The organism is Sphingopyxis granuli (genome assembly GCF_001559015.1).
Classification (GTDB): Bacteria; Pseudomonadota; Alphaproteobacteria; order Sphingomonadales; family Sphingomonadaceae; genus Sphingopyxis; species Sphingopyxis granuli.
This window is the reverse complement of the sequence record NZ_CP012199.1, coordinates 2,664,172-2,687,217: the sequence shown is the minus strand read 5'-3', so window position 1 is coordinate 2,687,217 and position 23,046 is coordinate 2,664,172. Positions and strand designations below refer to the sequence as shown.

Sequence of the window (23,046 nt, the reverse complement as noted above, 5' to 3'; positions counted from 1 at the left end):
GCGAAGCGAAGCAATCTCCAGCTATCGGTCTCGCACAAGGTCGATAGCTGGAGATTCCTTCGGCTCCTCGCAATGACAGAGCCTCAAAACGCCGGGTCGTTCGCCGGATCGTCGCCGATCGGCGTCACCGCTTCGTGGATGCCGCATTCGGTCTTGTCCCAGCCGCGCCAGCGGCCGGCGCGCGGGTCTTCGCCCGGCTTCACCTTCGAGGTGCAGGGCGAGCAGCCGATCGACGGATAGCCTTCCGCCTCCAGCGGATGGCGCAGCAGGTCGTGCGCCTCGAACCAGGCGTCGAGCGCCTCGCGTGTCCAGTTGGCGAGCGGGTTGAACTTGAGGCGGCCCGAGCTGCCATCGAGCTCGAAGCGCGGCAGGCCGGTGCGCGTCGCGGACTGGAAACCCTTGCGGCCGGTGATCGAGGCGTCGAAGTCGGCGAGCGCCTTTTCGAGCGGCCTGACCTTGCGGATCTCGCAGCAGCCGTCGGGGTCGTAGGACCAGCGCAGGCCCGTCTCGTCCTTCTTCGCCAGTTCCTCCGGATCGGGTGTCAGCGTGACGAGGTTGAGCCCGAGCCGCGCCGCGAGCGTGTCGCGATAGGCGAGCGTTTCGGGAAAATGCTTGCCGGTGTCCAAAAAGAGCACCGGAATATCGGGCGCCGCCCGCGTCACCAGATGGAGCAGCACCGCGCTTTCGGCGCCGAAGCTCGAAACGATCGCGGTGTCGCCGAGCAAGCCCGCGCCGAGCACGCTCGCGACCACCTCCGCGGCGTCCTGCCCGCGGAACAGATTGTTCAGGCGGACGACGTCGGCCTGCGTGAAGCGCGGCGCGACGTCGATCCGGTCGCGCCTCCTGTCATCCCCCGCATCACCGCTCGCATCGCGCGCGGTCGGGACACCCATCGGCCGCGCATGGCCTTGGGGCGTCTCGACCTCGTTCGACGCGAACGGGAGTTTAGAGGTGTCAGCCATGCCTCAGTTTCCAGATCGGCACCGCGCCGTCCGCCGCATGCTGATAGACATGATCGTACCGGCGCAGCGACGCATCGATGTCGGCGCGGTTAAGCTGGCTGTGCGGGGCGAAGCTGTCGATGCCGCAGCGCCGCATGAAGGCGACGAGGTCGACGAGCACGTCGCCTTCGGCGCGAATCTCGCCCTCATAACCCGCCTCGCGCAGGATGCGCGCCGCGGTGAAGCAGCGGCCGTCGCGAAAGCGGGGAATGCCGAGTTCGACCAGCTTCACCCGCCCGAGTTCGGGAATCAGCCGCCGCGGGTCCTCGCCCGCTTCGAGCCGCACCGCGCTGGCGTCGGGCTGTTCGAGGAAGGCGTCGAGCGTGACCGCGGGTTCCTCGACCGGTTCGTCGTTCCGAAAACGCAGGGCATCAGCCATAAATGGCCTCCTTGAAGGCGTCGAGGCCGACGCGGCGATAGGTGTCGAGGAAGCGTTCGTCCCCGGTGCGCAGTTCGCGGTAGCGCTCGATTGCGCGCTCGACCGCATCGACGACGCCGTCCTCGTCGAAGCCGGGGCCGGTGATCTTCGCCTGCGTCGTGTCCTCCGCGCCCGATCCGCCGAGCAGCAGCTGGTAGTTCTCGGTGCCCTTGCGGTCGACGCCGAGGATGCCGATGTGCCCCGCATGGTGGTGCCCGCAGGCGTTGATGCACCCCGAAATCTTGATCTTGAGCTCGCCGAGGTCGCGCTGGCGATCCATGTCGGCGAAGCGCTGTTGGATCTTCTGCGCGACCGGGATCGACCGCGCGTTGGCGAGGGTGCAATAATCGAGGCCGGGGCAGGCGATGACATCGGTGACGAGGTCGAGGTTGGCGTCGGCGAGCCCCGCCGCCTTCAGCGCCTGCCACACCGCATGCAGGTCCTGTTTGCGGACATGCGGCAGCACGACATTCTGGGCATGGGTCACGCGCAGATCGTCGAAGCTGTAGCGTTCGGCGAGGTCGGCAAGCGCCTCCATCTGCTCGGCGGTGACGTCGCCGCCGATGCCGCCGATCGGCTTGAGACTGACGTTGACGATCGCATAGCCGGCCGCCTTGTGCGCCACGGTCTGGTGATCGACCCACAGCGAGAAATCGGGGTCCGACCGGTCGATGGCCGCGGACAGACCCGCCTCGAACGGTGGCGGCGCGAAATAGGCGGCGATGCGGTCGTATTCGGCCTGCGGAAAGTCGGTGCCGAGCGTCAGGAAATGCTGGAACGCTTCCTCGACCTGGCGGCGGAACTCCTCTTCGCCCAGATCGTGGACGAGGATCTTCATCCGCTGCTTGTGGATATTGTCGCGCCGCGCGTGGAGGTTCCACACGCGCAATATCGCCTGGAGGTAGGAGAATATCTGCGACGCCGGGCAGAAATCGCGGATCTTGTAGGCGATGAAGGGGGTACGTCCCATGCCGCCGCCGGCATAGACCTCGAAACCTTCCTCGCCCGCTTCATTGCGGACAATGCGCAGCGCGCAGTCGTGCCAGCGCAGCGCCGCGCGGTCGGCCGGCGACGAGATCACGCAGATCTTGAACTTGCGCGGCAGATAGCTGAATTCGGGGTGAAAGGTCGTCGCCTGCCGCAGCAGTTCGGCCCAAGGGCGCGGATCGCATATCTCGTCGGCGGCGGCGCCCGCATATTGGTCGGCGGAGATGTTGCGGATGCTCTCGCCGCTGGTCTGGATCGCGTGCATCTCGACCGTCGCCAGCTCGGCGAGGATGTCGGGCGCGTCTTCCAGTTTGATCCAGTGATACTGGAGATTCTGGCGCGTCGTGAAATGGCCGTAGCCGCGGTCATACTTGCGCGCGATCTCGGCAAGCTTGCGAAGCTGCGTCGAATTGAGCGTGCCATAGGGAATGGCGACGCGCAGCATATAGGCGTGAAGCTGGAGGTAGAGCCCGTTCTTGAGCCGCAGCGGCTTGAACTGGTCGTCGTTCATGTCGCCCGCGATGCGGCGGCGGGTCTGGTCGCGGAATTCCTCGACGCGCGCATCGACCATCGCGCGGTCATATTGGTCGTATTTGTACATGTCAGATCACCCAGTCGCCGGCCACCGGATCGGCGGGTTTCAATGTCAGGTCGGGGCGCACCGTCGGGCCGCGCGCGCGGATGCGGTCCTTGATATGCGCGGGGCGCGGTCCCTTGGCGGTGTCCACCGCGTCGATCAGATAGCCGCCGTTGACGCGGCGCGCGCCGTCCTCGGCCGACAGGATCGCCTCGCCATGTTCGCCGACGTCGGCGGCGTCCTCGACGTGGATCGACCAGCCGCGGCCAGTCCACCAGATCACGGCGCCCGTCTTCAGATCGTTTCCGGTCAGGAGTCGCATGCCATATCCTTCAATGAAGCAATCAGTCCCGGCGCGCCGAGGCAGTCGAGCGCGTCGGCGCGCGCCGCGACCTTGCCGACGATAATCAGCGCGGGGCTGGCGACCCGCTCGCGCGCGACGAGATCGCCGAGGTCGGTGAGCAGGGTGCGCAGCACGCGGGCGTCGGCGGTGGTGCCGCGCTCGATCACCGCGACCGGCAGACCGGGCGAGACCCCGTCTGCGATCAGCTTGTCGGCAATCGCCGAGGCGGTCGCGAGCCCCATATAGATGACGAGGGTGCGGCCGTGACCCGCGAGACCCGACCAGTCCTGATCGGTCAGATTCTTGCACTGACCGGCGACGAAGCTGACCGCGCTGGCATCCTCGCGGTGGGTGAGGGGGAGGCCGGCCTGCGCGGCGCAGCCCGCCGCGGCGGTTATGCCGGGAACGACCTCGCAGGCGATGCCCGCGTCGCGTGCCGCGTCGAGTTCCTCGCCGCCGCGCCCGAAGATGAAGGGATCGCCGCCCTTCAGCCGCACGACCCGCCGCCCCGCGCGCGTCTCGCGGATCAGCAGCGCGTTGATCGCCTCCTGCTTCATCGTGTGGCGGCTGCGTTGCTTGGCGACCGAGATGCGCTCGACGTGCGGCGGAATCAGCGCGAGCACGCCCGCACCGACCAGCCCGTCGTGAACGATCAGGTCGGCGCTTTCGAGAAGGCGCGCCGCGCGCAGCGTCAGCAGGTCCGGATCGCCCGGACCGGCGCCGACAAGCCACAGCTTGCCCTGGGGGAGAGGATGCTTGTCCATGCCGCCGGTGTGGCCGTCGGCCCGAAAGATGGCAAAGCAGGCTTTTTTTGCTGGGGTGAAGCAAAATTTGCGTATTGAAATTCAGCCTCGCACCAGATCCTCCATTCCGACGCGCAGCGCGCGTGCCAGCCGCGCTATGGTTTCCACCGATCCCCGCTTTCGGCCCGATTCGATATCGGCGATCTGGACCCGGTTGACGCCCGACGCCTGTGCCAGGCCCTGCTGGGTCCATCCGCGCAGATCGCGCCAGACGCGAAGCGGATTTTCGCCGTCAAGGATGCGATCGGCATATTCGGCGGGAACCAGCTCGTCTTCGCCCGCATCAAGACGCGCCTTCGCCCGATCATAGGCGCGAAGGTCGACTAGCTCCTCCGCCGCTTCGCGAAGGCGGTCATATTCGTCTTGCGGGATCGTCACCATCTTGTTCACGCCATCGTCCTTCACTCATAGATGCTGCCGCGCGAGCCGATTTCCAGAACCGCGACAACGACCCCGTCTTCCATGATCACACGCCAGTCGCCGACGCGAAGGCGGACGGCGTCGCGCCCCTTCAAGGCTTTGACATTGTTCGCCAGCGATGCGGGATCGCTTGCATATTGTTCGATCTTCGACCGGATCAATCGCGCCGTATTCGCCGGCATACGGCCCAGCGTCCTGATGGCGGACCGGGTGTAGGCGATGGGCTTCACGCGCACGATGTAGCCCGTGGCTTCATTTCTGTCAATCGCGGGATTGGCCCGCGCTCAGAGAAAACCCTTGCGGATCAGCTTCGACCCTTCGGGATCGCGCAGGCCGATGCCGATCGAGGCGCGCATCGCGTCGCTTTCGGACGACGCCACCGGATAGGCGCAATAGTCCGCGGCGTAGAAGGCGCTCGGCCGGTGATTCCCCGACAGCCCGATGCCGCCGAAGGGCGCGGCGGACGAGGCGCCGTTGGTCGGCCGGTTCCAGTTGATGACGCCGGCGCGGGCATTGGCCCAGAACTGGTCGTAAAGTTGCGGGTTGCCGCCGATCAGCGCCGCCGACAGGCCGAAGTGGGTGTTGTTCGCCTCGGCGATCGCCGCCTCGAAGCTGTCGACACGAATGACTTGGAGCAGCGGGCCGAACAGTTCGACATCGGGGCGCTCGCGCATGTCGGTCACGTCGATGATGCCGGGGGTCAGGAAGGGGCGACCCTCGACCGGCCGCGTCATGTGGCGGACGACCTGACCGCCGTTGGACATCAGGATCAGGAAGCTTTCGGTCAGGCCGTCGGCCGCCTCATTGTCGATCACCGGCCCCATATAGGGGGCGGGGTCGGCGTGCGGATGATCGACGATCAGCCGGTTTGCGAGCGCCTTGACCTCCTCGATCAGCGCGTCGGCCATGCTGTCCCGGACGATCAGCCGCCGCGCGTTGCTGCACCGCTGCCCGGCGCTGAGGAAGGCCGACTGGACGATCAGGATGGCGGCGGTACGGATGTCCGCGGTGTCCCATGCGACGATCGGGTTGTTGCCGCCCATTTCGAGCGCCAGTATCTTGCCCGGCTGACCGGCGAACTGGCGGCTCAGCGCGACGCCGGTCCGTGCCGATCCGGTGAACAGCAGCCCGTCGATGCCCTCGTGCCCCGCCAGCGCCTTGCCCTGATCGGGGCCGCCGACGATCAGCCGCAGCACCTCTTGCGGCACCCCCGCTTCGTGGAACAGTTCGACCAGCTTCGCGCCGACCGCCGGGGTCTTTTCCGACGGCTTGAACAGCACCGAATTGCCCGCAAGCAGCGCCGGGACGATGTGGCCGTTCGGCAGATGCGCCGGGAAATTATAGGGGCCGAGAACCGCGAGCGTCCCGTGCGGCTTGTGCCGCACCGCGTTGCGCAGGCCCATTGCGCCTTCGATGCGGCGGTTGGGGGTCCGTTCGGCATAGGCCTTGATCGAGATGTCGACCTTGTTCGCGACCGATTCGGCCTCGGTGCGCGCTTCCCACAATGGCTTGCCGGTCTCGCGCGCGATCAGGTCGGCGAGCGTCTCGCCCTCCGCCTTCACCCGGTCGGCGAAGCGGCGCAGCGTTTCGGAGCGGAAAGTAAGCGGCTTTGCCGCCCATTCGGGCCAGCCGCGGCGGGCGATCGCGACCTCTGCGTCGACATCGCTGATCGCGCCGCGCCAAAGCTCTTTTCCGGTGGCGGGTTCGAAGGAAAGCAGGGCTTCGCTCATGGTCGCTCGCCTCTTATCGGTGAAAGCCGCCCGCGGCAACCGGCGGCGGCGCGGGATGGCTTGCGCGGCGCGCCGGGTTGGCGATAGACGCAGCAGGGCGTCCGTGCGGACAGGAAGGGGACCCGCCATTTTGGCAAGACAGGATCATCGCCGCGAGTGGGACGACCATTATTGGTGGTCGGCCGACGGCGTCCGGCTGCACGCGCGCCTCTATCCCGGCCCGGAGGAGGCGGCTGCGCTGCCACCGATCCTGTGCATGCCGGGGCTCGCGCGCAACGCCCGCGACTTCGAGGCGGTGGCGCCGCACATGGCGGCGCGGCGGCGCGTGATCGTCGCCGAATTCCGCGGGCGCGGCGAAAGCGCCTATGCGAAGGACCCGATGACCTATGTCCCGCTGACCTATGTTCAGGACATGGTGGCGCTGCTCGACGAACTGGGGATCGGGCGCTTTGCGACCGTCGGGACCTCGCTCGGCGGGCTGGTGTCGATGCTGATGGCGGCGAGCCTGCCGGGGCGGCTGGCCGGCGCGTTGCTCAACGATGTCGGGCCCGAACTCGAAAGCGCCGGGCTCGACCGCATCCGCGACTATATCGGCGTGGGGGGCAGCCAGCCGACGTGGATGCACGCCGCGCGCGCGTTCCGCGACCTGAACCACGCGGTCTTTCCGCACTATGGCATCCACGACTGGCTGCGGCTGACCAAGCGCACCCATCGGCTGACCCCGGAGGGGCGGATCGTCGCCGATTACGACAAGCAGATCGCCGCGCCGCTGCGCCTGCCCGCCGGCGACGGGGTCGACCTGTGGCCCGCCTATCGCGCCTTCGGCGACGCGCCGGTGCAGATCCTGCGCGGGGCGCTGTCGGACATATTGGCGGGACGCGCGGCCGCGAAGATGGCGGCGGCCCTGCCGGGCGCGCGGCTGGTCGAGGTGCCCGGCGTCGGCCATGCCCCGACGATGGACGAACCCGAAGCGCGCGCGGCGATCGACGCGTGGATCGCGGACCTGCCCGCGGCGTGAAGGACCGGCCCGCGATCGCGCGCGAGCGTCCGGTTCGCATCGTCCACCTCCACTCCAGCTTTTCGCTGGGCGGCAAGGAGGCGCGGGCGGTGCGGCTGATGAACCTGATGGAGGATCGCGCGCGGCACGTCGTGCTGTCGGCGGTGCCCGGCGCGCTCGGCGCGCGCGACGCGATCGCGCCGGGCATCGACGTGCGTTTCCCCGCCGACGCGCCGTCGCTCGCCGGGCGGCCGTCGCTGGCGCGCTACCGCGAGATCGCGCGCTACTTGCAGGATTTCGATCTCGCGCTCAGCTACAATTGGGGCGCCATGGACGGGGTGATGGCGCATCGGCTCCATCGGCGCCGCCTGCCTGGCCTGATCCACCATGAGGACGGGTTCAACGAGGATGAAAGCGCGCGGCGTAACTGGAAGCGCAATCTGTTCCGTCGCCTTGCGCTGCGTTCGGCGGAGGCGCTCGTCGTGCCCTCGACGCTGCTCCAGCGGATCGCCGCCGCCGAATGGGGCGTTGCCGACCGCACCCGGCTGATCCGCAACGGCATCGACGTCGCCGCCTATGGCCTCGCGCCGGATGTGCCGATCCCCGGCCTCGTCCGGCGCGAAGGCGAGGTGGTGATCGGCACCGTTGCCGGGCTGCGCAAGGTGAAGGACCTGCCGCGCCTCGTGCGCGCGGTGGCGACGTTGCCGCCGCACGTGCGGCTCGCGATCGTCGGCGAGGGGCCGGATCGCGACGCGATCGCCGCGGAGGCGGCGGCGTGCGGCATCGCCGACCGTCTCGTCATGCCCGGTTTCATGGCGCAGCCGGCGCGCTGGATCGGCCATTTCGATCTGCTCGCGCTGTCGTCGCTCAGCGAACAGGCGCCGATCGCGGTGATCGAGGCGATGGCGGCGGGGCTTCCCGTCGTCAGCCCCGACGTCGGCGACGTCGCGGCGATGGTGTCGGACGCGAACCGGCCGTTCGTCGCCGGCGACGAAAGCGCGTTTCGCGCCGCGCTAGCGCGGATGGCGGGCGCCGCCGCATTGCGGGCGGCCGTCGGCGCGGCGAATCGGCGCGTCGCCGCCGAACGCTTCGACGAATCAACGATGGTCGCAGCCTATGAAAAGCTTTATGCTCGACCGCTGGGTGGATATGGCCTGTTCGGCGGCGAACGGGTCGCGATCGATTGACAAAGGGGGCCGTCTTCCGCTTACGGAAACGGAAAATGGGGGCCGGGGCCGAGCAGGCGGTTGGCCGAGAGAAAGAGGTATAGAGTGTTCAAAGGTTTGAAGCCCATCCTTTACGGCGACCGCGAAGTCTGGCCGCTGGTCGAGGGGGGCAAGGGCGTGTCGGCGACCAACCACGCCTCCAGCGGTGCCTGGGCCGCGGCGGGCGGGATCGGCACGGTTTCGGCGGTCAACGCCGACAGCTATGACGCGGAGGGCAAGATCGTCCCGCAGGTCTATCGCGCGCTGACGCGGCGCGAGCGGCACGACGAGCTGGTGCAATATGCGATCGACGGCGCGGTCGAGCAGGTGACGCGCGCCCACGACATCGCCGGCGGCCAGGGTGCGATCAACATCAACGTCCTGTGGGAAATGGGCGGGGCGCAGCGCGTGCTCGAAGGCGTGCTCGAACGGACGAAGGGGCTCGTCACCGGCGTTACCTGCGGCGCGGGCATGCCCTACAAGCTCAGCGAGATCGCGGCGCGGCACAATGTTCATTATCTGCCGATCATCTCGTCGGCGCGCGCCTTCCGCGCCTTGTGGAAGCGCGCCTACAACAAGGTCGCCGACCTGATGGCGGCGGTGGTGTACGAGGACCCGTGGCTCGCCGGCGGCCACAACGGCCTGTCGAATGCCGAGGACCCGCTGAAGCCCGAGGATCCCTATCCGCGCGTCAAGGCGCTGCGCGACACGATGCGCGCAGAGGGGATCGCCGACAGCGTGCCGATCGTGATGGCGGGCGGCGTCTGGTATCTGCGCGACTGGGAGGACTGGATCGACAATCCCGAACTCGGCCAGATCGTCTTCCAGTACGGCACGCGGCCGCTGCTGACGCAGGAAAGCCCGATCCCGCAGGCGTGGAAGGATCGCTTGCGCACCCTAGAAGACGGCGACGTGCTGCTCCACCGCTTTTCGCCCACCGGCTTTTATTCGAGCGCGGTGCGCAACCCCTTCCTGCGCGACCTCGAGGCGCGCTCGGAACGCCAGATTCCCTATTCGAAGCGGCAGGCGGGCGACCATGTCGTCCAGCTCGACGCCGGGGTGAAAGGCAAGAATTTCTGGGTTACCCCGCACGACCGCGACCGCGCGCGGGGCTGGGTCGCCGAAGGCTATACGACCGCGCTCAAGACCCCCGACAACACGGTCGTCTTCGTCACCGAGACCGACAAGGCCACGATCCGCAAGGACCAGGCCGACTGCATGGGCTGCCTGTCGCATTGCGGCTTCTCGTCGTGGAAGGACCATGACGATTATTCGACCGGCTATCTCGCCGACCCGCGCAGCTTCTGCATCCAGAAGACGCTGCAGGACATCGCGCACGGCGGCGACGTCGAACAGAATCTGATGTTCGCGGGCCACGCCGCGTTCAATTTCAAGACCGACCCCTTCTACTCGAACAACTTCACCCCGACGGTGAAGGAACTGGTGGACCGCATCCTGACGGGGGATTGAATATGTCCCCGTCATTGCTTCGCTGCGCTCGCAATGACACGCTTCTATTGAGGTGAGGCCATGCGCGAACCTCAGCCGGCGGTCTATATCATGGCGAGCCGGCGCAACGGGACGCTGTATACTGGCGTAACCTCGAACTTGGCGCAGCGCGTGTGGCAGCATCGCGAAGGATTGGGCGGCTTTTCCGGTCGTTATGATTGCGGGATGCTTGTGTGGTTTGAAATTCACGCAAACATGGAATTTGCCATTGCGCGGGAAAAGCAACTTAAAGCTGGCAGCCGCGCGAAGAAACTGGCGCTGATCGAGGCGGAAAATCCGCTCTGGCGCGATTTGTGGCCTGACATTCTCGACGGCAGCGAGTGACACTCTGGATTGCTTCGCTTCGCTCGCAATGACGGTGCGTTACGAAACTCCGTCATTGCGAGGAGCGAAGCGACGAAGCAATCCAGAGCGGCTCAACGCGCCCGTTGGGAAACTACACCCACCCCTCCAGCACCTGATCCGGCGGCCGGTGCCCGTCTGCCCAGGCGCGGATGTTGGCGATGACCTTTTCGCCCGACGCCTCGCGCCCCTCGATCGTGGCCGAGGCGAGGTGCGGTAGCAGTACCGCATTGTCGAGCGTCAGCAGTTCGGGATCGACCACCGGTTCCTGCGCATAGACGTCGAGTCCCGCGCCCGCGATGCGGCGGCTCTTCAGCGCCGCGATCAGCGCCTTTTCGTCGATGATTTCGCCGCGCGCGGTGTTGATCAGATAGGCGGTCGGCTTCATCGCCGCGATCCGTGCCGCGTTCACCATCTCGTGCGTCTCGGTGGTGTGCGGGCAGTGGATCGTCACCACGTCGCTGATCCGCAGCAGCGTGTCGACGCTCGCGTGATAGCTCGCGCCCAGCTCGTCCTCGATCGCTTCGGGCAGGCGCCGGCGGTTGTGATAGTGGATCGACAGGCCGAAGGCGCGGGCGCGGCGCGCGACCGCCAGCCCGATACGGCCCATGCCGATGATGCCGAGCAGCTTGCCCCCGACGCGGCGGCCGAGCATCGTGCTGGGCGCCCAGCCTTCCCACCGGCCCGATCGCATCAGCTTCTCGCCCTCGGCCAGCCGGCGCGGGACCGACAGGATCAGCGCCATCGTCATGTCGGCGGTGTCCTCGGTGAACACGCCGGGGGTGTTCGCGACCATGATGCCCTTCGCGCGCGCCGCGGCCAGGTCGATATGGTCGACGCCGGCGCCGAAATTGGCGATCAGCTTCAGCCGCTCGCCCGCCGCCGCGATGATCTCCGCGTCGATGCGGTCGGTCACCGTCGGGACGAGCACGTCGCAATTCTGCACCGCGGCGCGCAGTTCGTCGGTCGTGAAGGCGCGGTCGCGCGCCGAGAGGGTGACGTCGAACAGCTCGGCCATGCGCCCTTCGACGTGCGGCATGAGCTGGCGGGTGACGATGACGCGCGGGCGCCGGGGACGGGAGGAATCGGACATGACCGCCGATAGAGCGTGCCGCGGCGAAGGGGTCAAGAGGGGCGGGCGCGACGAAGCCTGTGGACGAACCGTGCCGCGTGTGCCGCGAGCGGTTGAAAAAGCGGGCGGAGTTTGACAAGGCATCGGCCATGAAAAGCCGCCAGATTCTCGCTGTGCTGGCGCTGGTGGCCGTGATCGGCCCCGCCGCCGCCCAGTCCGACCCGCAACTGCCCTATTGGGCCTCGATCAGCGTCGACGAGGCGCGGATGCGCAAGGGGCCGTCGCCCGACGTGCCGGTGATCTGGGAATATCGCCGCAGGGACCTGCCGGTGAAGGTGATCGCGCGGCACGAACTGTGGCGCAAGGTCGAGGATCCCGACGGCACCCGCGGCTGGATGGCGGCGCGGCTGCTCAGCCGCACGCGCACCGCGATCGTCACCGGCGGAACCCGCCCGATGCGCGAATCGCCGAACGAATCCGCGCCCGTCGCCTATCGCGCCGAAGCCGGCGTCGTCGGGCGGATCAGCGATTGCCGCGACGGCTGGTGCCGTTTCGACGTCAAGGGCCGCCGCGGCTGGATCGAAACCGCGCATATCTGGGGCGATTGATTTTTCGCGCACGCGCGGCCGATCGGGGCCGCCATTAATCGAATTTTATGCGCGCGCCGCTAACAGGCGGACCATGAGCGCATCCCTCCATCGTGAACCCGAATCGCAGGGTTTCGACGACGCGTCCTGGCTGCTCATCGGGCTCTGCCTGCTGTTCCTGATCGCTTTCCAGCTTGCCGCGCCCTTCGCTTTCGCGGCGAACGGCTTCGGCGGATCTGCCGCGATGATCGGCCTGCTGTGGACCACCGACCGCTTCTATACCCGTTATCGCGTCCGCCCGGCCTTTGCCGCGCTGGTCACGTCGGTCATGCTGATCATCCTCTTCTCGATCGTCGGCGGCATCCTCAGCTATCTGGTCGCCGCGCAGGGCGGGGCACTCTGGGATGCGCGGCTTCAGCGCTGGGACCTGGCGCTCGGCTTCGACTGGCTCGGCTATGCGCGCTGGGTCAACGAGCATCCGACGCTCGCCACCCTCTATCGCTGGGCCTATGTCAGCATGATCCCGCAGCTTCTGGTAATGGTGCTCGCTCTGACCGCCACGAGCCGGCTGCGCGAGATGCGGATCGCGATATGCGCCGCGATCCTCGCGGGGCTGGCGGCGGTGCTGCTTTCGGGCCTGACGCCGGCAGTCGGCAATTATATCCACCTGAACCTCGGGCCTGGCGATCTGCCGAACCTTCAAGGGGCTATGGTCGCAACTTTTGCGCAATATGTCGATTTCTCCGGGGTGCGCGATGGCAGTTTGCGCCTGATCGAACTGATGAGGCTCGAAGGCATCATCGTCTTTCCCAGCTATCACTCAGCACTCGGCGCGATCTTCATCTGGGGTTTCACGCAACTCGGCCGGGCTGGATGGCCCGGCGTCTGGTGGGCAGGTCTGATGCTGCTGGCGACGCCGATCTACGGGGGACATTATCTGGTCGATGTTCTTGCTGGGATCGCGCTCGCCGCGGCGGCGCTCGTCGCGGCCGGCCGGCTGGTGCGCCGCCCGTGGCTCCGGCAGGTCGCGAAAGCCGTCGGCGGCAGGACCCCGCTGCCCGCGACCCTCCCGACCTGATTCAGGGCGATACAAAAGGGCCGGGCGCGAACGCCCGACCCTTCGCCCGCCCGCCGGTGATCAGCGCCAGCGGAAGTGGTTGCGGTAAACCTTCATCACCTTGCCGCTGCGCACATTGACCAGCAACAGGTCGTTGTAGTGGCGGACATAGGCGAGGTTGCGGCCCGCACGCGGTACGCCCCAGCGGCTGTCGTAATTCAGCCGATAGGCCGGCGCATAATAGTTGGAGCGCAGCGTCGAACCGGCGCGGAACTGCTGATATTTGAACGGGGCGCGCCAGTTCTGATAGCGATTGTCGCGGCGCCAGTCGCGGACGTCCTGGCGATATTCGCGCTTCGCATCGCGCACGTCGCGCTGGTTGCCGTGCGTCTGCGCATAGCGGATATCCTGCCGGTCGCGGCGCAGCTCGTGGGTCTGGGCCTGCGCCATTGCGGGAACCATCATCGCGGCAATCAGGCCGGCGGTGAGAATTTTATTCTTCATGGTGCCATTCCTTTGATCGGTCACGGGGGAGGGGATCTGCCCGATGACAGGGAAAGGATTAGGCGAGTCGGTTTGAACGAACCCGGAATGCCGCGTTTATCTCCGGCTCATCAGTGTCGCAGTTTGTCGCGGTCGAATGGCGGGAGGAGCGAAGCGCCGCGGCAATCCAGAGTGGGCGGCCCCCTTCTGAATTGCTTCCCCCGGATCGGCTCGGCAATATCCCTTTTCGACAGGTAACCGTTCCCAGGCGGAAGCCGGGGTCCACGCGGAGCGGTGCCATGCCATCTGGACCCCGGCTTTCGCCGGGGAACAGGCCCCTACTTGCCTTAAGGATATATATGTCGATCAGGTCGGGGATCGCAATGACGAGGTCTATGCCTTGTCAGACCAGTTCGACCGCCACTGCCGTGGCCTCGCCGCCGCCGATGCACAGGCTCGCGATGCCGCGCGTCTTGCCGTGACGCTGGAGCGCCGCGATCAGCGTCGTGATGATCCGCGTGCCGCTCGCGCCGATCGGGTGGCCGAGCGCGGTCGCGCCGCCATGGACGTTGATCCTGTCGTGCGGAATGCCCAGGTCGTGCATCGCGAACATCGCGACGCAGGCGAAGGCCTCGTTGACCTCGAACAGGTCGACATCGGCAATCGACCAGCCCGCTTTTTCCAGCACCTTGTTGATCGCGCCGACCGGGGCGACGGTGAAATCCTTGGGCTCCTGCGCGTGTGCGGCGTGGGCGACCAGCTTCGCGACCGGCTTTGCGCCCTTCGCATCGGCGACCGACTGGCGCGTCAGCACGACCGCGGCGGCGCCGTCGGAAATCGACGAGCTGGTCGCGGCGGTGATCGTGCCGTCCTTGGCGAAAGCGGGGCGCAGCGTCGGAATCTTGTCGGGGTTGCCCTTGCCGGGCTGTTCGTCGGTGTCGACGACGACTTCGCCCTTGCGCGTGGTCAGCGTCACCGGGGTAATCTCCGTGGCGAAGGCGCCGCCTGCGATCGCCGCCTGCGCGCGCTTCAGCGATTCGATCGCATAATCGTCCTGCGCCTGTCGGCTGAGCTGATAGGCGTCGGCGGTGTCCTGTGCGAAGGTGCCCATCGCGCGGCCCGCCTCATAGGCATCCTCGAGCCCGTCGAGGAACATATGGTCATAGGCGGTGTCGTGGCCGATCCGCGCGCCGGAGCGATGCTTCTTGAGCAGATAGGGCGCGTTGGTCATCGATTCCATGCCGCCCGCGACGACCAGGTCGATGCTGCCCGCCGCCAGCGCCTCGGCGCCCATGATCACGGTCTGCATGCCCGAACCGCACACCTTGTTGACGGTGGTCGCCTGCACCGACTTGGGCAGGCCCGCCTTGATCGCCGCCTGCCGCGCCGGTGCCTGGCCCAGCCCGGCGGGGAGGACGCAGCCCATGTAGATACGCTCGACATCCTCGCCCTTCACCCCGGCGCGCTCGACCGCCGCCTTGACCGCGGTCGCGCCCAGATCGGTCGCACTCGCGTCCGACAGCACGCCCTGCATGCCGCCCATCGGGGTGCGGGCATAGGAAAGAAAGACGACGGGATCGGTTGCGGTCATGATGCGAGACTCCGGTGGAAAAGGTCGGACGCCGGTCTAGCGGAAATGCTGCACGTGCGAAAGAAGATTGAGCCGTATCGTCGATCGAGCGCCGGGCGATGACGGAACCCGGCCACCGTCCGTCTTCAGCCCAGTGACGACCGCCAGTCGCGTGGAGTCATGCCGAAGCGACGGCGAAAGGCCTTGGTGAAGGCGGACGGGTCTTCGTAGCCGCTTTGCAGGGCGACCTCGCCGATGTCCAGGCTCAGGTCGCGCAGCAACTGGCGCGCACCGTTCAGCCGAACATCGCGAATATATTCCGCTACGGCCACTCCGCGCCGATCGAACAGGCGATAGAGGCGCGCGCGCGAGCAATGAAGCGCCTGCGCGACCGCGCCGACCGTCAGGCGCGTATCAGCGCGATGCTGATCGATAAAGCGGCAGGCGGCGGCGAACAGCGATCGGTCGGCCATGGGCCGGTTCACCCCGAACCGCTCGCCGCATTGTGCAAGATAGGCGCGGACCAACAACCCGAGCGAATCCATGGCCGCACCCGATGCCGCGGCGTCCATCTTCGGGCCGAGTTGCGCTATCGCCCGCAGGTCGATCGCAATCATTCGCGCCAGCGGCGTATCGGGAAGGCGCATCAGGGGGTCGTCTCCCCGCAAGGAGGACAGGCCGGTTGCCCGGTGCACCAACGCGCGAGGCAACGAGATATAGAAAGCGCGATAACCGGCGGGCGAATTCGCCGTGCGTGCGCGCTGCGCGTCGAACAGGGCGATGCCGGACGCGTGTGAAAAAAGGGTCCGGCCGTCGCCGCGGTCGGTCACCTCGATCGCGCCGCCGCTGACCAGCGCCAGGCACATGTCCCGCTCGTCTACTTCGGTAAACCGGGCTTTAGTGGGAGCGCAGACCGTTTCGGAAAAGCCGATCCCGTCGTCTCCCTCGCAGCCGATGACGCCCGCGCCATAGTGGCTGTGATCGAGCAGCGGCATCGGCGCCAGATCCACCTCGGGGAAATGCGATCGCCAGAATTCGAATGCATCGTCCGGAGCGACACCGTTCGTATTGACCGAAAAGAAACGCGCCGCCCGTTGAGCGCTCAAATTGCGTTTTTTCTCCATATTCGCCCCCCCTTTTTTCTAGCGTATCTCTCGATGGCGTTCAACTGGCCGGGATTCGCTTCATCGAGACAAGCGGCCGAAGGCTGGAACAGCCGCACTAACGGCCGGGCATCCGCCGCGTCTATGCAGGCGACCGATTTGATCTGCGGCCGGGGCCCGACGCGCCCGGTCTGACCAAGGAGGTAGAGATGGGGCGATTGTCGAATGAGTTTCACAAAGTTAACGCTGCCGCACGCGCGGAACGTCGGCTGCGTCTGGTCCGCCGGGATCGTTTCATATGGCCGGGAAGCGTCCTGGGGGCCGCCGGCTTCCTGTTCGCCCTGTCGCCTTCGGCGGCCCTTGCGGACGATCCGGGCTATACTTTGTGTCCGGGTGGTTTGATCAGTTTCACCGGCTTTTGCCCCGCCGATCCTCCACAACCGACCCCGACCCCAGCCCCAACCCCAGCCCCAACCCCAGCCCCAACCCCAGCCCCGACCCCAACCCCAACCCCAACCCCGACTCCCACGCCGGTCGATCCAGAGGCGAGCTTCGCCACCGGCGATCTGTCGGTGGCGATGGGCGAAGGCGCTGTCGCCGTCGGCGTGTCGAACACGGCCAGCGGTCAGCGCGCCATCGCGGTTGGGACGGCCAATCTGGCGGATGGCTCGAACGGCGTCGCCATAGGCGCCGCCAATGAGGCGCTCGGACAAACGAATGTGGCGATGGGGATGCAGAATGTCGCGGACGGCGCGGCCGTCTCGGTCGCGGCCGGTATCGGCAATCACAGCTCCGCCACCGGAAGCACCGCATTGGGCATCGCAAACACCACGAGCGGCATAGCAAGCTCCGCTTTCGGTTACGGCAATGGCGCATCCGGTACATTCAGCCATGCCATCGGCACCTACAGCACCGCGCTGGGCGACTACAGCACCGCGCTGGGCCTGAATGCCGCCACCGGCGTGAGCGCCGCCGGCGGCCTGGCGCTGGCTGGCTGGTACGACCGGAACGGCGACGGCAACTTCCTGTCCCCCGATTATCTGAACGTCGACACCGACGAAACCGCAGCGGCAATGGGTATAAGCGCCGTCGCGGTAGGCAGCGGCGTTCGCGCGTCGGGCGACTACAGCAGTGCGTTCGGCGTCAACGCCATCGCCATCGCGACCGGTTCCACGGCCATCGGTTTCGGAGCAGTCGGCGACGTCGCGGGCGCGCTTTCGGTCGGTTCGATTGATGCCCCCGGACGCATCGTTCATGTCGCCGCCGGGCAAAGCGGAACCGACGCGGTCAATTTGGGGCAACTCGATGCCGTGTCCCAGCGCGTTTCCCAACTGGAAACCAGCATTCCGTCAGGTGTCGTCGCTGGCCTTGGCACGCTCGCGCTTGGCAACGGATCGAATGCGTCCGGCGACACATCGCTCGCGATGGGGGGCAATGCGTCATCGCAGGGAACGCAAGCCGTTGCCATCGGCGCCTCTTCGGCGGCGTCGGGGGAGCAGGCGCTCGCCCTCGGGGGCAAGGCGGATGCGGCAGGCAAGACATCCATCGCTATCGGATCGGGTGCACGCACGGGTGGCCGGAGCTTCGATATCCTTTCGATTCCGACGGGCCCGATCCTGTTCGCAGCCGCGGCTGCGGTTGAAGACGAGAGTGCGAATGATGCCATCGCCATCGGGACAGATGCTTCGGCGAGCGCCGACGACGCCATAGCGATCGGTAAGGGCGCTTCGGCGTCTGCTGCAGGCGCTATCGCATTCGGCGCCGGATCGCTGGCGGATACGGCGAACACGCTGTCGGTCGGCAACGCGTCGCAGACTCGCGTCATCACCCGCGTTGGAGCGGGCGCAATCGATGAAAACAGCAGCGACGCCGTGACGGGCGCCCAGCTTTATGACACCAACCAGGCCGTGGCGGGACTGGAAGGGCGTGTCGCTACGCTGGAAGATCAGGCGGGTGCGGCGGTTCAGTCGAGCGCCGCGGCAACCTCTGCAGCGCGGGATGCCGCGCAGTCGGCCAATTTGGCCGCTGCGGGCGCAACGACCGCCGCAGCGGATGCCGTGAATGCGGCGGCAGGCGCCCGCACCGCTACGGTCGAGGCAACCGCTGCGGCTGAGGATGCACGCAGCGCGGCACAGGAGGCCCGCGTCTCGCTTGCCCGGACCGAGCATATCGCCATCAGCGGTGAGGGCGACGCACCGGTCGCCAGTGGTCCCAATGCGGTTGCCATCGGTGGCGGCGCTCAGGCTACGGACGGCAACGCGGTGTCGATCGGCTTCGGCAATATCGCCTCTGGCAATGGGGCCGTTGCCATTGGCGACCCCAATGTCGCAACCGGAACCGGCGCGGTTGCCATCGGCGAAGACAATGTCGCGACGGGTATCGGCGCCATTGCTCTTGGCAATGCCAATCAGGCCTATGGCGCCGGCGCGGTTGCGCTGGGCAATGGTGCAAGCGCCACCGGTGACGGCGCGGTCGCCATCGGCCCCGATGCGGTGGCCGGGCGCGCCAATCAGGTGGCGCTGGGTAGCGCGCGCTCGACATACAAGCTGGCGGGCATCGCGTCGGACGCCAGTCGTGCCGCCCAGCAGGGCGCGGTCAGTCTCGTGACGTCCGACATCGCGGGCAATCTTGCGACGCTCGATCTCGACGTCAACGCTCTCCAGAATTTGGGAAACAGGCTCGATGCGATCGAAAGCGGCGTTAACGCGATCGGCAGCGCCCTGAACCGCGCGACACGCCGTGCTGACGGCGGGATTGCCACGGCCATGGCGTTGGGCGGAACGGTGATGCCCGCCGATGTCGACTTCGCCCTGTCGTTCAATCTGGCGACTTTCCGCGGGCAGCAGGGATTTTCAGGGTCTCTGGTGGCCCGTATCAGCGAGCGTGTCTGGGTATCGAGTGGCATCGCCGGATCGACCGTTGGAGGATCGACGGGCGCGCGCGCCGGTATCACGTTCGGCTGGTAGGGAGGGGGCATGGTGAGCAATCCTCCTCTCCTGCGTCCGCCTGCCGGCGAGGGGAGGAGGGCGGTGGCCCCTGTGGTTTTTGTTTGCCGAAAACCGCTGTGCTACAATCGTTCGCCGCGTTATTCTTGCATGCTTTCCACGCTTCAGTGTGCTCCTGTCCTACGCGGCGCCCCATCGGCTTAAAGTCGCAAAGGGCATAGTTTCGTACCCTGCTTGTAGGGCTTTTCGTCCCCCGTCGCTCGAATAAGGCGCCAGCGTTTCTCGTTCCAGTGTGAAGTTGCACGGTTTTCCGGCCTTCCGCCCGGTTGCGCGCGCGTCAGGCGGGTTTCATCTTGCAACCCGCCGCGCGGCATGGTCAATTGCCGGCCGCAAGTCATAGGGGAGACGGTCATGGCCACCGCCATCAAGCAGGATATCGCCGGGGAAGCCGCCCGCATGCAGCAGGTCCTTGCCGCGCAGAAAGCGAGCTTCACCGCCGCCATGCCCGAAAGCCTCGCGGTGCGCCGCGACCGCATCGACCGCGCCATCGCGCTGCTCGTCGATCATGCGGAGGATTTCGCCAAGGCGGTCAGCGAGGATTTCGGCCACCGCAGCCGCGAACAGACGCTGATGACCGACATCATGCCCTCGGTCAGCGCGCTCAAGCATGCGAAGAAGCATCTGGCGAACTGGGCGAGGGGGGAGAAGCGCAAACCGACCTTCCCGCTCGGCCTGCTCGGCGCGAAGGCAGAGGTCATGTACCAGCCTAAGGGCGTCGTCGGCGTCGTGAGCCCGTGGAATTTCCCGATCGGCATGGTGTTCGTGCCGATGGCCGGCATCCTCGCCGCGGGCAATCGCGCGATGGTCAAGCCGAGCGAGTTCACCGAGAATGTCTCGACGCTGATGGCGCGGCTCGTTCCCGACTATTTCGACGAAAGCGAGATGGCGGTGTTCACCGGCGATGCGGAGGTCGGCATCGCCTTCTCGAAGCTCGCCTTCGACCATCTGATCTTCACCGGCGCGACGAGCGTCGGACGGCACATCATGCGCGCCGCCGCCGAAAATCTGGTGCCGGTGACGCTCGAACTCGGGGGCAAGTCGCCGACCTTCATCGGGCGCAGCGCGAACAAGGACCTGGCGGGACAGCGCGTCGCGATGGGCAAGCTGATGAACGCCGGACAGATCTGCCTCGCGCCCGACTATCTGCTCGTTCCCGACGATCAGGAGGCGGCGGTGATCGACGGCGTCGCCAAGGGGGCGGCCGCGCTCTATCCGACCCTGCTCGCCAACGACGACTACACCTCGGTCGTCAACACGCGCAATTACGACCGGCTGCAATCCTACCTTGCCGATGCGCGCGACAAGGGCGCCGAGGTGATCGAGGTCAACCCGGGGAACGAGGATTTCGCCAGTTCGAACGGCCACAAGATGCCGCTCCACATCGTCCGCGGCGCGACCGACGAGATGAAGGTGATGCAGGAAGAGATTTTCGGCCCAATCCTGCCGGTGCGCACCTATCGGACGATCGACGATGCCATCGACTATGTGAATGCGCACGACCGTCCGCTCGGCCTCTATTATTTCGGCCAGGACCGGAGCGAGGAGGAGCGCGTGCTTACCCGCACCATCTCGGGCGGCGTCACCGTCAACGACGTGCTGTTCCACAACGCGATGGAAGATCTGCCCTTCGGCGGGGTCGGGCCGTCGGGGATGGGCAATTACCACGGGGTCGACGGCTTCCGCACCTTCAGCCACGCCCGTGCCGTCTATCGTCAGCCCAAATTCGATGTCGCGGGGCTGGCGGGTTTCAAGCCGCCCTATGGCAAGGCGACCGAAAAGACGCTGGCGCGCGAGCTCAAGAAATAGGAACATACGGCACACCGGCCGAGGCGTCGCGGGACCGACGATAGGCTATGGCCATCCCCCGCGCGCATCCTTATAGGGGCGAATCTGTCGATCGGCCCGCCGGGCGGTCGCCGTGCGGGTGTGGCGGAATTGGTAGACGCAGCGGATTCAAAATCCGCCTCTGGCAACAGAATGCCGGTTCGAGTCCGGCCACCCGTACCAGCTTTTCCGTGATCGTCAGAGCATCGAGCCTTAAATCTGACCCATCGTCCCGTTCGTGTCGAGCGCAGTCGAGACACCTATCAGCGCGGCGCAAGGCCGATGGGTGTCTCGACTGCGCTCGACACGAACGGATATAGGGGCGTTGCGGGTTTATGGCACGCTGCTCTAAATCTGAACCGTTGCCCTGAGCTTGTCGAAGCCTGTCCTGAGCGTATGCAAGGCAGTCGAAGGGGGCGGTCCTTTTTTTGGCGCCGCAACAAAAGGGACGGTGCTTCCCCAGGATCAGGTCGGCAATCATCTCCTTCCGACAGGTGAGCGTTCCCCGGCGAAAGCCGGGGTCCATGCGAGGCAGGCGCACGTAGCTGAACCCCGGCTTTCGCCGGGGATCACCAGCGTTCTTGTCTCAAGGGTATAAACGCCGACTTGATCCGGAGTCAGCACGAACGGCAGAAAATGGATGCTGAAACGAGTTCAGCATGACGAACGGATGAGGTAGCGCGTCGAAACCCGACCTAGACCGCCGAGCTGAACCGGCGTGGCGAATGCTGGCGATAGGGGTCGAAGGCCGCCGCGATGCTTCGGGCGTAGGGCAGACCCTCGGGCGGAATCGCTACCGCGCCATGGTCGAACGTGCACAGCCCGGCCTCGACATAGGGCGCCAGCCGTTCCCACGCCTCGTCGACCAGCGGCTTGTCGGCCCGGGCCCGCCCGTGGCAGAGCAATTCGCTGATGACCGCGCCGCGCCGGCGATCCTCGACGTCGCGCGCCTTGCCGAGCGCGATGGGCAGGATGTCGTGCGACAACAGCATGCGATAACGCCCCGAATTCTTTTCATTCTGCGCGAGCAGCGAGGGAAAGCTGCTGATCGCCGACGCGCCGAGGCCGATCAGCGCCTGCGCGCCGTCGTCGGTGAAGCCCTGGAAATTGCGCCGCAGCCGCCCGGCGCGCGCCGCCTGCGCGATCGGATCGTCGGGCAGGGCGAAATGATCGAAACCGATCGGGACATAACCTGCCTCGACCAGCGTCCGATGGCCGAGCGCCGCCATGCGGAACCGCTCGGCTTGCCCCGGCAGCGCGCTGTCGTCGATGCGCCGCTGGCGCGGGATCAGGTGCGGGACGTGGGCATAGCCGAACAGCGCGATGCGATCGGCGCCGAAGCGCACCGTGCGGTCGAGCGTATCGGCCAGATCCTCCTGCGTCTGCCCCGGCAGTCCGTACATCAGGTCGAAGTTGAGCGATCGGATGCCGCCGCGGCGCAATGTCTCGACGCTCGCTTCGATCGTCTCGACCGGCTGGATGCGGCCTATCGCGGCCTGCAGATGCGGGGCGAAGGTCTGGACGCCCAGGCTGGCCTGCGTCGCGCCGACCCCGGCCACGACATCGCCCCATGTCGGCGACATGGCGCGCGGATCGAGTTCGATCGAGATGGTCGGATCGTCGAGCGGGAAATGGATGACCAGCGCTTCCATCAGGTGGATGAAATCGGTCGGCGCGATCGCATTCGGACTGCCGCCGCCAAAGGCGATGCGGCGCACCCGCGTGCTCGCGGGCAGCAATCCGGCGACCAGTGCGATCTCGCGGTGCAGTGCGGTCAGATAGCTGGTCAGCCGCTGCGCCTTGTTGGCGGCGCCCGTGTTGCAGCCGCAATACCAGCAGATATGCTCGCAATAGGGGATATGGAGATAGAGCGAGACGTCGCCGGTCGCGGTGGCGACCGCTTCGGCGAACCGGTCGGGACCGACGTCGGGGGTGAACTCCGCCGCCGTCGGAAAGCTGGTGTAGCGCGGGACCGGCGTTGCGAGCAGATCGGGATGATAGGGCCACATGCAG

The 23,046-nt window shown here is 66.7% G+C and carries 21 protein-coding genes and 1 tRNA gene; 9 read left to right on the top strand and 13 right to left on the bottom strand.

Annotation, left to right across the window (positions count from 1 at the left end; genetic code table 11):
* Window positions 1–83 precede the first annotated feature (83 nt).
* The 8 genes from SGRAN_RS12455 to astD all read right to left on the bottom strand — a co-directional run bounded on the left by SGRAN_RS12455 (window position 84) and on the right by astD (window position 6,279).
* Complete coding sequence (locus SGRAN_RS12455; protein ID WP_067184063.1) at window positions 84–893, bottom strand: phosphoadenylyl-sulfate reductase; 810 nt, start codon at window positions 891–893, stop codon at window positions 84–86.
* A 61-nt stretch (window positions 894–954) separates the two neighbouring features.
* Window positions 955–1,380, bottom strand: coding sequence for a DUF934 domain-containing protein (locus SGRAN_RS12450; protein ID WP_067184061.1), 426 nt, complete (start codon window positions 1,378–1,380; stop codon window positions 955–957).
* Window positions 1,373–3,007: a nitrite/sulfite reductase gene (locus SGRAN_RS12445; protein WP_067184059.1), complete on the bottom strand. Its 1,635-nt coding sequence runs from the start codon at window positions 3,005–3,007 to the stop codon at window positions 1,373–1,375. Before SGRAN_RS12445 ends, SGRAN_RS12450 begins: the two co-directional genes overlap by 8 nt.
* A 1-nt stretch (window position 3,008) precedes the next feature.
* Window positions 3,009–3,305 carry a DUF2849 domain-containing protein gene (locus SGRAN_RS12440; RefSeq protein ID WP_067110003.1) on the bottom strand — a complete coding sequence of 99 codons (297 nt, stop codon included), beginning with the start codon at window positions 3,303–3,305 and terminating at the stop codon, window positions 3,009–3,011.
* Window positions 3,293–4,090 carry a uroporphyrinogen-III C-methyltransferase gene (cobA, locus tag SGRAN_RS12435; RefSeq protein WP_067184056.1) on the bottom strand — a complete coding sequence of 266 codons (798 nt, stop codon included), beginning with the start codon at window positions 4,088–4,090 and terminating at the stop codon, window positions 3,293–3,295. The genes SGRAN_RS12440 and cobA overlap by 13 nt, the downstream gene beginning before the upstream one ends.
* A gap of 81 nt (window positions 4,091–4,171) precedes the next feature.
* Window positions 4,172–4,510, bottom strand: coding sequence for a helix-turn-helix transcriptional regulator (locus SGRAN_RS12430; protein WP_076077898.1), 339 nt, complete (start codon window positions 4,508–4,510; stop codon window positions 4,172–4,174).
* 20 nt (window positions 4,511–4,530) lie between these two features.
* Window positions 4,531–4,785, bottom strand: a complete 255-nt coding sequence (locus SGRAN_RS12425; protein ID WP_234002626.1) for a type II toxin-antitoxin system RelE family toxin — start codon at window positions 4,783–4,785, stop codon at window positions 4,531–4,533.
* A 48-nt stretch (window positions 4,786–4,833) separates the two neighbouring features.
* Window positions 4,834–6,279, bottom strand: coding sequence for a succinylglutamate-semialdehyde dehydrogenase (gene astD / locus SGRAN_RS12420; protein WP_067184052.1), 1,446 nt, complete (start codon window positions 6,277–6,279; stop codon window positions 4,834–4,836).
* A gap of 130 nt (window positions 6,280–6,409) precedes the next feature.
* Here astD and SGRAN_RS12415 point away from each other — a divergent pair, with 130 nt between their 5' ends.
* From SGRAN_RS12415 to SGRAN_RS12400, 4 genes are all read left to right on the top strand, one after another.
* A complete protein-coding gene (locus SGRAN_RS12415) occupies window positions 6,410–7,297 on the top strand; it encodes an alpha/beta fold hydrolase (protein ID WP_067184049.1) in 888 nt (295 codons plus the stop codon).
* Window positions 7,270–8,463 (top strand): glycosyltransferase, encoded by a 1,194-nt coding sequence (locus tag SGRAN_RS12410; RefSeq protein WP_237233497.1) that lies wholly within the window; start codon window positions 7,270–7,272, stop codon window positions 8,461–8,463. The genes SGRAN_RS12415 and SGRAN_RS12410 overlap by 28 nt, the downstream gene beginning before the upstream one ends.
* An 84-nt stretch (window positions 8,464–8,547) precedes the next feature.
* Window positions 8,548–9,951 carry an NAD(P)H-dependent flavin oxidoreductase gene (locus SGRAN_RS12405; protein ID WP_067184047.1) on the top strand — a complete coding sequence of 468 codons (1,404 nt, stop codon included), beginning with the start codon at window positions 8,548–8,550 and terminating at the stop codon, window positions 9,949–9,951.
* A gap of 60 nt (window positions 9,952–10,011) precedes the next feature.
* Entirely contained in the window at window positions 10,012–10,314 is a 303-nt protein-coding gene (locus SGRAN_RS12400) for a GIY-YIG nuclease family protein (RefSeq protein WP_067184044.1), read from the top strand.
* 112 nt (window positions 10,315–10,426) lie between these two features.
* Here SGRAN_RS12400 and SGRAN_RS12395 read toward each other — a convergent pair whose 3' ends face one another.
* The gene (locus SGRAN_RS12395) at window positions 10,427–11,425 is read right to left on the bottom strand and encodes a 2-hydroxyacid dehydrogenase (protein ID WP_067184042.1); all 999 of its coding nucleotides are present in this window, start codon (window positions 11,423–11,425) and stop codon (window positions 10,427–10,429) included.
* A 128-nt stretch (window positions 11,426–11,553) separates the two neighbouring features.
* On the opposite strand from SGRAN_RS12395, the gene SGRAN_RS12390 reads away from it, so the two are divergent.
* Together SGRAN_RS12390 and SGRAN_RS12385 are read left to right on the top strand one after the other, a co-directional pair.
* Window positions 11,554–12,012, top strand: coding sequence for an SH3 domain-containing protein (locus SGRAN_RS12390; protein ID WP_067184039.1), 459 nt, complete (start codon window positions 11,554–11,556; stop codon window positions 12,010–12,012).
* Between the two features lie 73 nt (window positions 12,013–12,085).
* Window positions 12,086–13,069, top strand: a complete 984-nt coding sequence (locus SGRAN_RS12385) for a phosphatase PAP2 family protein (RefSeq protein ID WP_067184037.1) — start codon at window positions 12,086–12,088, stop codon at window positions 13,067–13,069.
* A 60-nt stretch (window positions 13,070–13,129) separates the two neighbouring features.
* On the opposite strand, the gene SGRAN_RS12380 is transcribed toward SGRAN_RS12385, so the two are convergent.
* From SGRAN_RS12380 to SGRAN_RS12370, 3 genes are all read right to left on the bottom strand, one after another.
* Window positions 13,130–13,552 carry an RcnB family protein gene (locus SGRAN_RS12380; RefSeq protein ID WP_067110026.1) on the bottom strand — a complete coding sequence of 141 codons (423 nt, stop codon included), beginning with the start codon at window positions 13,550–13,552 and terminating at the stop codon, window positions 13,130–13,132.
* Between the two features lie 382 nt (window positions 13,553–13,934).
* Window positions 13,935–15,122 carry an acetyl-CoA C-acyltransferase gene (locus tag SGRAN_RS12375; protein WP_067110029.1) on the bottom strand — a complete coding sequence of 396 codons (1,188 nt, stop codon included), beginning with the start codon at window positions 15,120–15,122 and terminating at the stop codon, window positions 13,935–13,937.
* Window positions 15,123–15,247: 125 nt separating this feature from the next.
* Window positions 15,248–16,225 (bottom strand): helix-turn-helix transcriptional regulator, encoded by a 978-nt coding sequence (locus SGRAN_RS12370; RefSeq protein ID WP_067110032.1) that lies wholly within the window; start codon window positions 16,223–16,225, stop codon window positions 15,248–15,250.
* Window positions 16,226–16,782: 557 nt separating this feature from the next.
* On the opposite strand from SGRAN_RS12370, the gene SGRAN_RS12365 reads away from it, so the two are divergent.
* The 3 genes from SGRAN_RS12365 (at window position 16,783) to SGRAN_RS12355 (ending at window position 21,216) form a co-directional block, all read left to right on the top strand.
* Window positions 16,783–19,170, top strand: coding sequence for a YadA-like family protein (locus SGRAN_RS12365; protein WP_067184035.1), 2,388 nt, complete (start codon window positions 16,783–16,785; stop codon window positions 19,168–19,170).
* 390 nt (window positions 19,171–19,560) lie between these two features.
* Window positions 19,561–21,015, top strand: a complete 1,455-nt coding sequence (locus SGRAN_RS12360) for a coniferyl aldehyde dehydrogenase (RefSeq protein WP_067184032.1) — start codon at window positions 19,561–19,563, stop codon at window positions 21,013–21,015.
* Between the two features lie 114 nt (window positions 21,016–21,129).
* A tRNA-Leu gene (locus tag SGRAN_RS12355) sits at window positions 21,130–21,216 on the top strand.
* 512 nt (window positions 21,217–21,728) lie between these two features.
* Here SGRAN_RS12355 and hemN read toward each other — a convergent pair.
* Window positions 21,729–23,042: an oxygen-independent coproporphyrinogen III oxidase gene (gene hemN / locus SGRAN_RS12350; RefSeq protein ID WP_067184029.1), complete on the bottom strand. Its 1,314-nt coding sequence runs from the start codon at window positions 23,040–23,042 to the stop codon at window positions 21,729–21,731.
* Between the last annotated feature and the right edge of the window lie 4 nt (window positions 23,043–23,046).

Bases quoted from the DNA above. Each gene is read 5' to 3' on its own strand.
- SGRAN_RS12430 (WP_076077898.1), bottom strand. From the start codon at position 4,510: ATGGTGACGATCCCGCAAGACGAATATGACCGCCTTCGCGAAGCGGCG.
- SGRAN_RS12370 (WP_067110032.1), bottom strand. From the start codon at position 16,225: ATGGAGAAAAAACGCAATTTGAGCGCTCAACGGGCGGCGCGTTTCTTT.
- SGRAN_RS12375 (WP_067110029.1), bottom strand. From the start codon at position 15,122: ATGACCGCAACCGATCCCGTCGTCTTTCTTTCCTATGCCCGCACCCCG.
- astD (WP_067184052.1), bottom strand. From the start codon at position 6,279: ATGAGCGAAGCCCTGCTTTCCTTCGAACCCGCCACCGGAAAAGAGCTT.
- SGRAN_RS12445 (WP_067184059.1), bottom strand. From the start codon at position 3,007: ATGTACAAATACGACCAATATGACCGCGCGATGGTCGATGCGCGCGTC.
- SGRAN_RS12390 (WP_067184039.1), top strand. From the start codon at position 11,554: ATGAAAAGCCGCCAGATTCTCGCTGTGCTGGCGCTGGTGGCCGTGATC.
- cobA (WP_067184056.1), bottom strand. From the start codon at position 4,090: ATGGACAAGCATCCTCTCCCCCAGGGCAAGCTGTGGCTTGTCGGCGCC.
- SGRAN_RS12395 (WP_067184042.1), bottom strand. From the start codon at position 11,425: ATGTCCGATTCCTCCCGTCCCCGGCGCCCGCGCGTCATCGTCACCCGC.
- SGRAN_RS12385 (WP_067184037.1), top strand. From the start codon at position 12,086: ATGAGCGCATCCCTCCATCGTGAACCCGAATCGCAGGGTTTCGACGAC.
- SGRAN_RS12365 (WP_067184035.1), top strand. From the start codon at position 16,783: ATGGGCGAAGGCGCTGTCGCCGTCGGCGTGTCGAACACGGCCAGCGGT.
- SGRAN_RS12440 (WP_067110003.1), bottom strand. From the start codon at position 3,305: ATGCGACTCCTGACCGGAAACGATCTGAAGACGGGCGCCGTGATCTGG.
- SGRAN_RS12450 (WP_067184061.1), bottom strand. From the start codon at position 1,380: ATGGCTGATGCCCTGCGTTTTCGGAACGACGAACCGGTCGAGGAACCC.
- hemN (WP_067184029.1), bottom strand. From the start codon at position 23,042: ATGTGGCCCTATCATCCCGATCTGCTCGCAACGCCGGTCCCGCGCTAC.
- SGRAN_RS12360 (WP_067184032.1), top strand. From the start codon at position 19,561: ATGGCCACCGCCATCAAGCAGGATATCGCCGGGGAAGCCGCCCGCATG.
- SGRAN_RS12455 (WP_067184063.1), bottom strand. From the start codon at position 893: ATGGGTGTCCCGACCGCGCGCGATGCGAGCGGTGATGCGGGGGATGAC.
- SGRAN_RS12400 (WP_067184044.1), top strand. From the start codon at position 10,012: ATGCGCGAACCTCAGCCGGCGGTCTATATCATGGCGAGCCGGCGCAAC.
- SGRAN_RS12380 (WP_067110026.1), bottom strand. From the start codon at position 13,552: ATGAAGAATAAAATTCTCACCGCCGGCCTGATTGCCGCGATGATGGTT.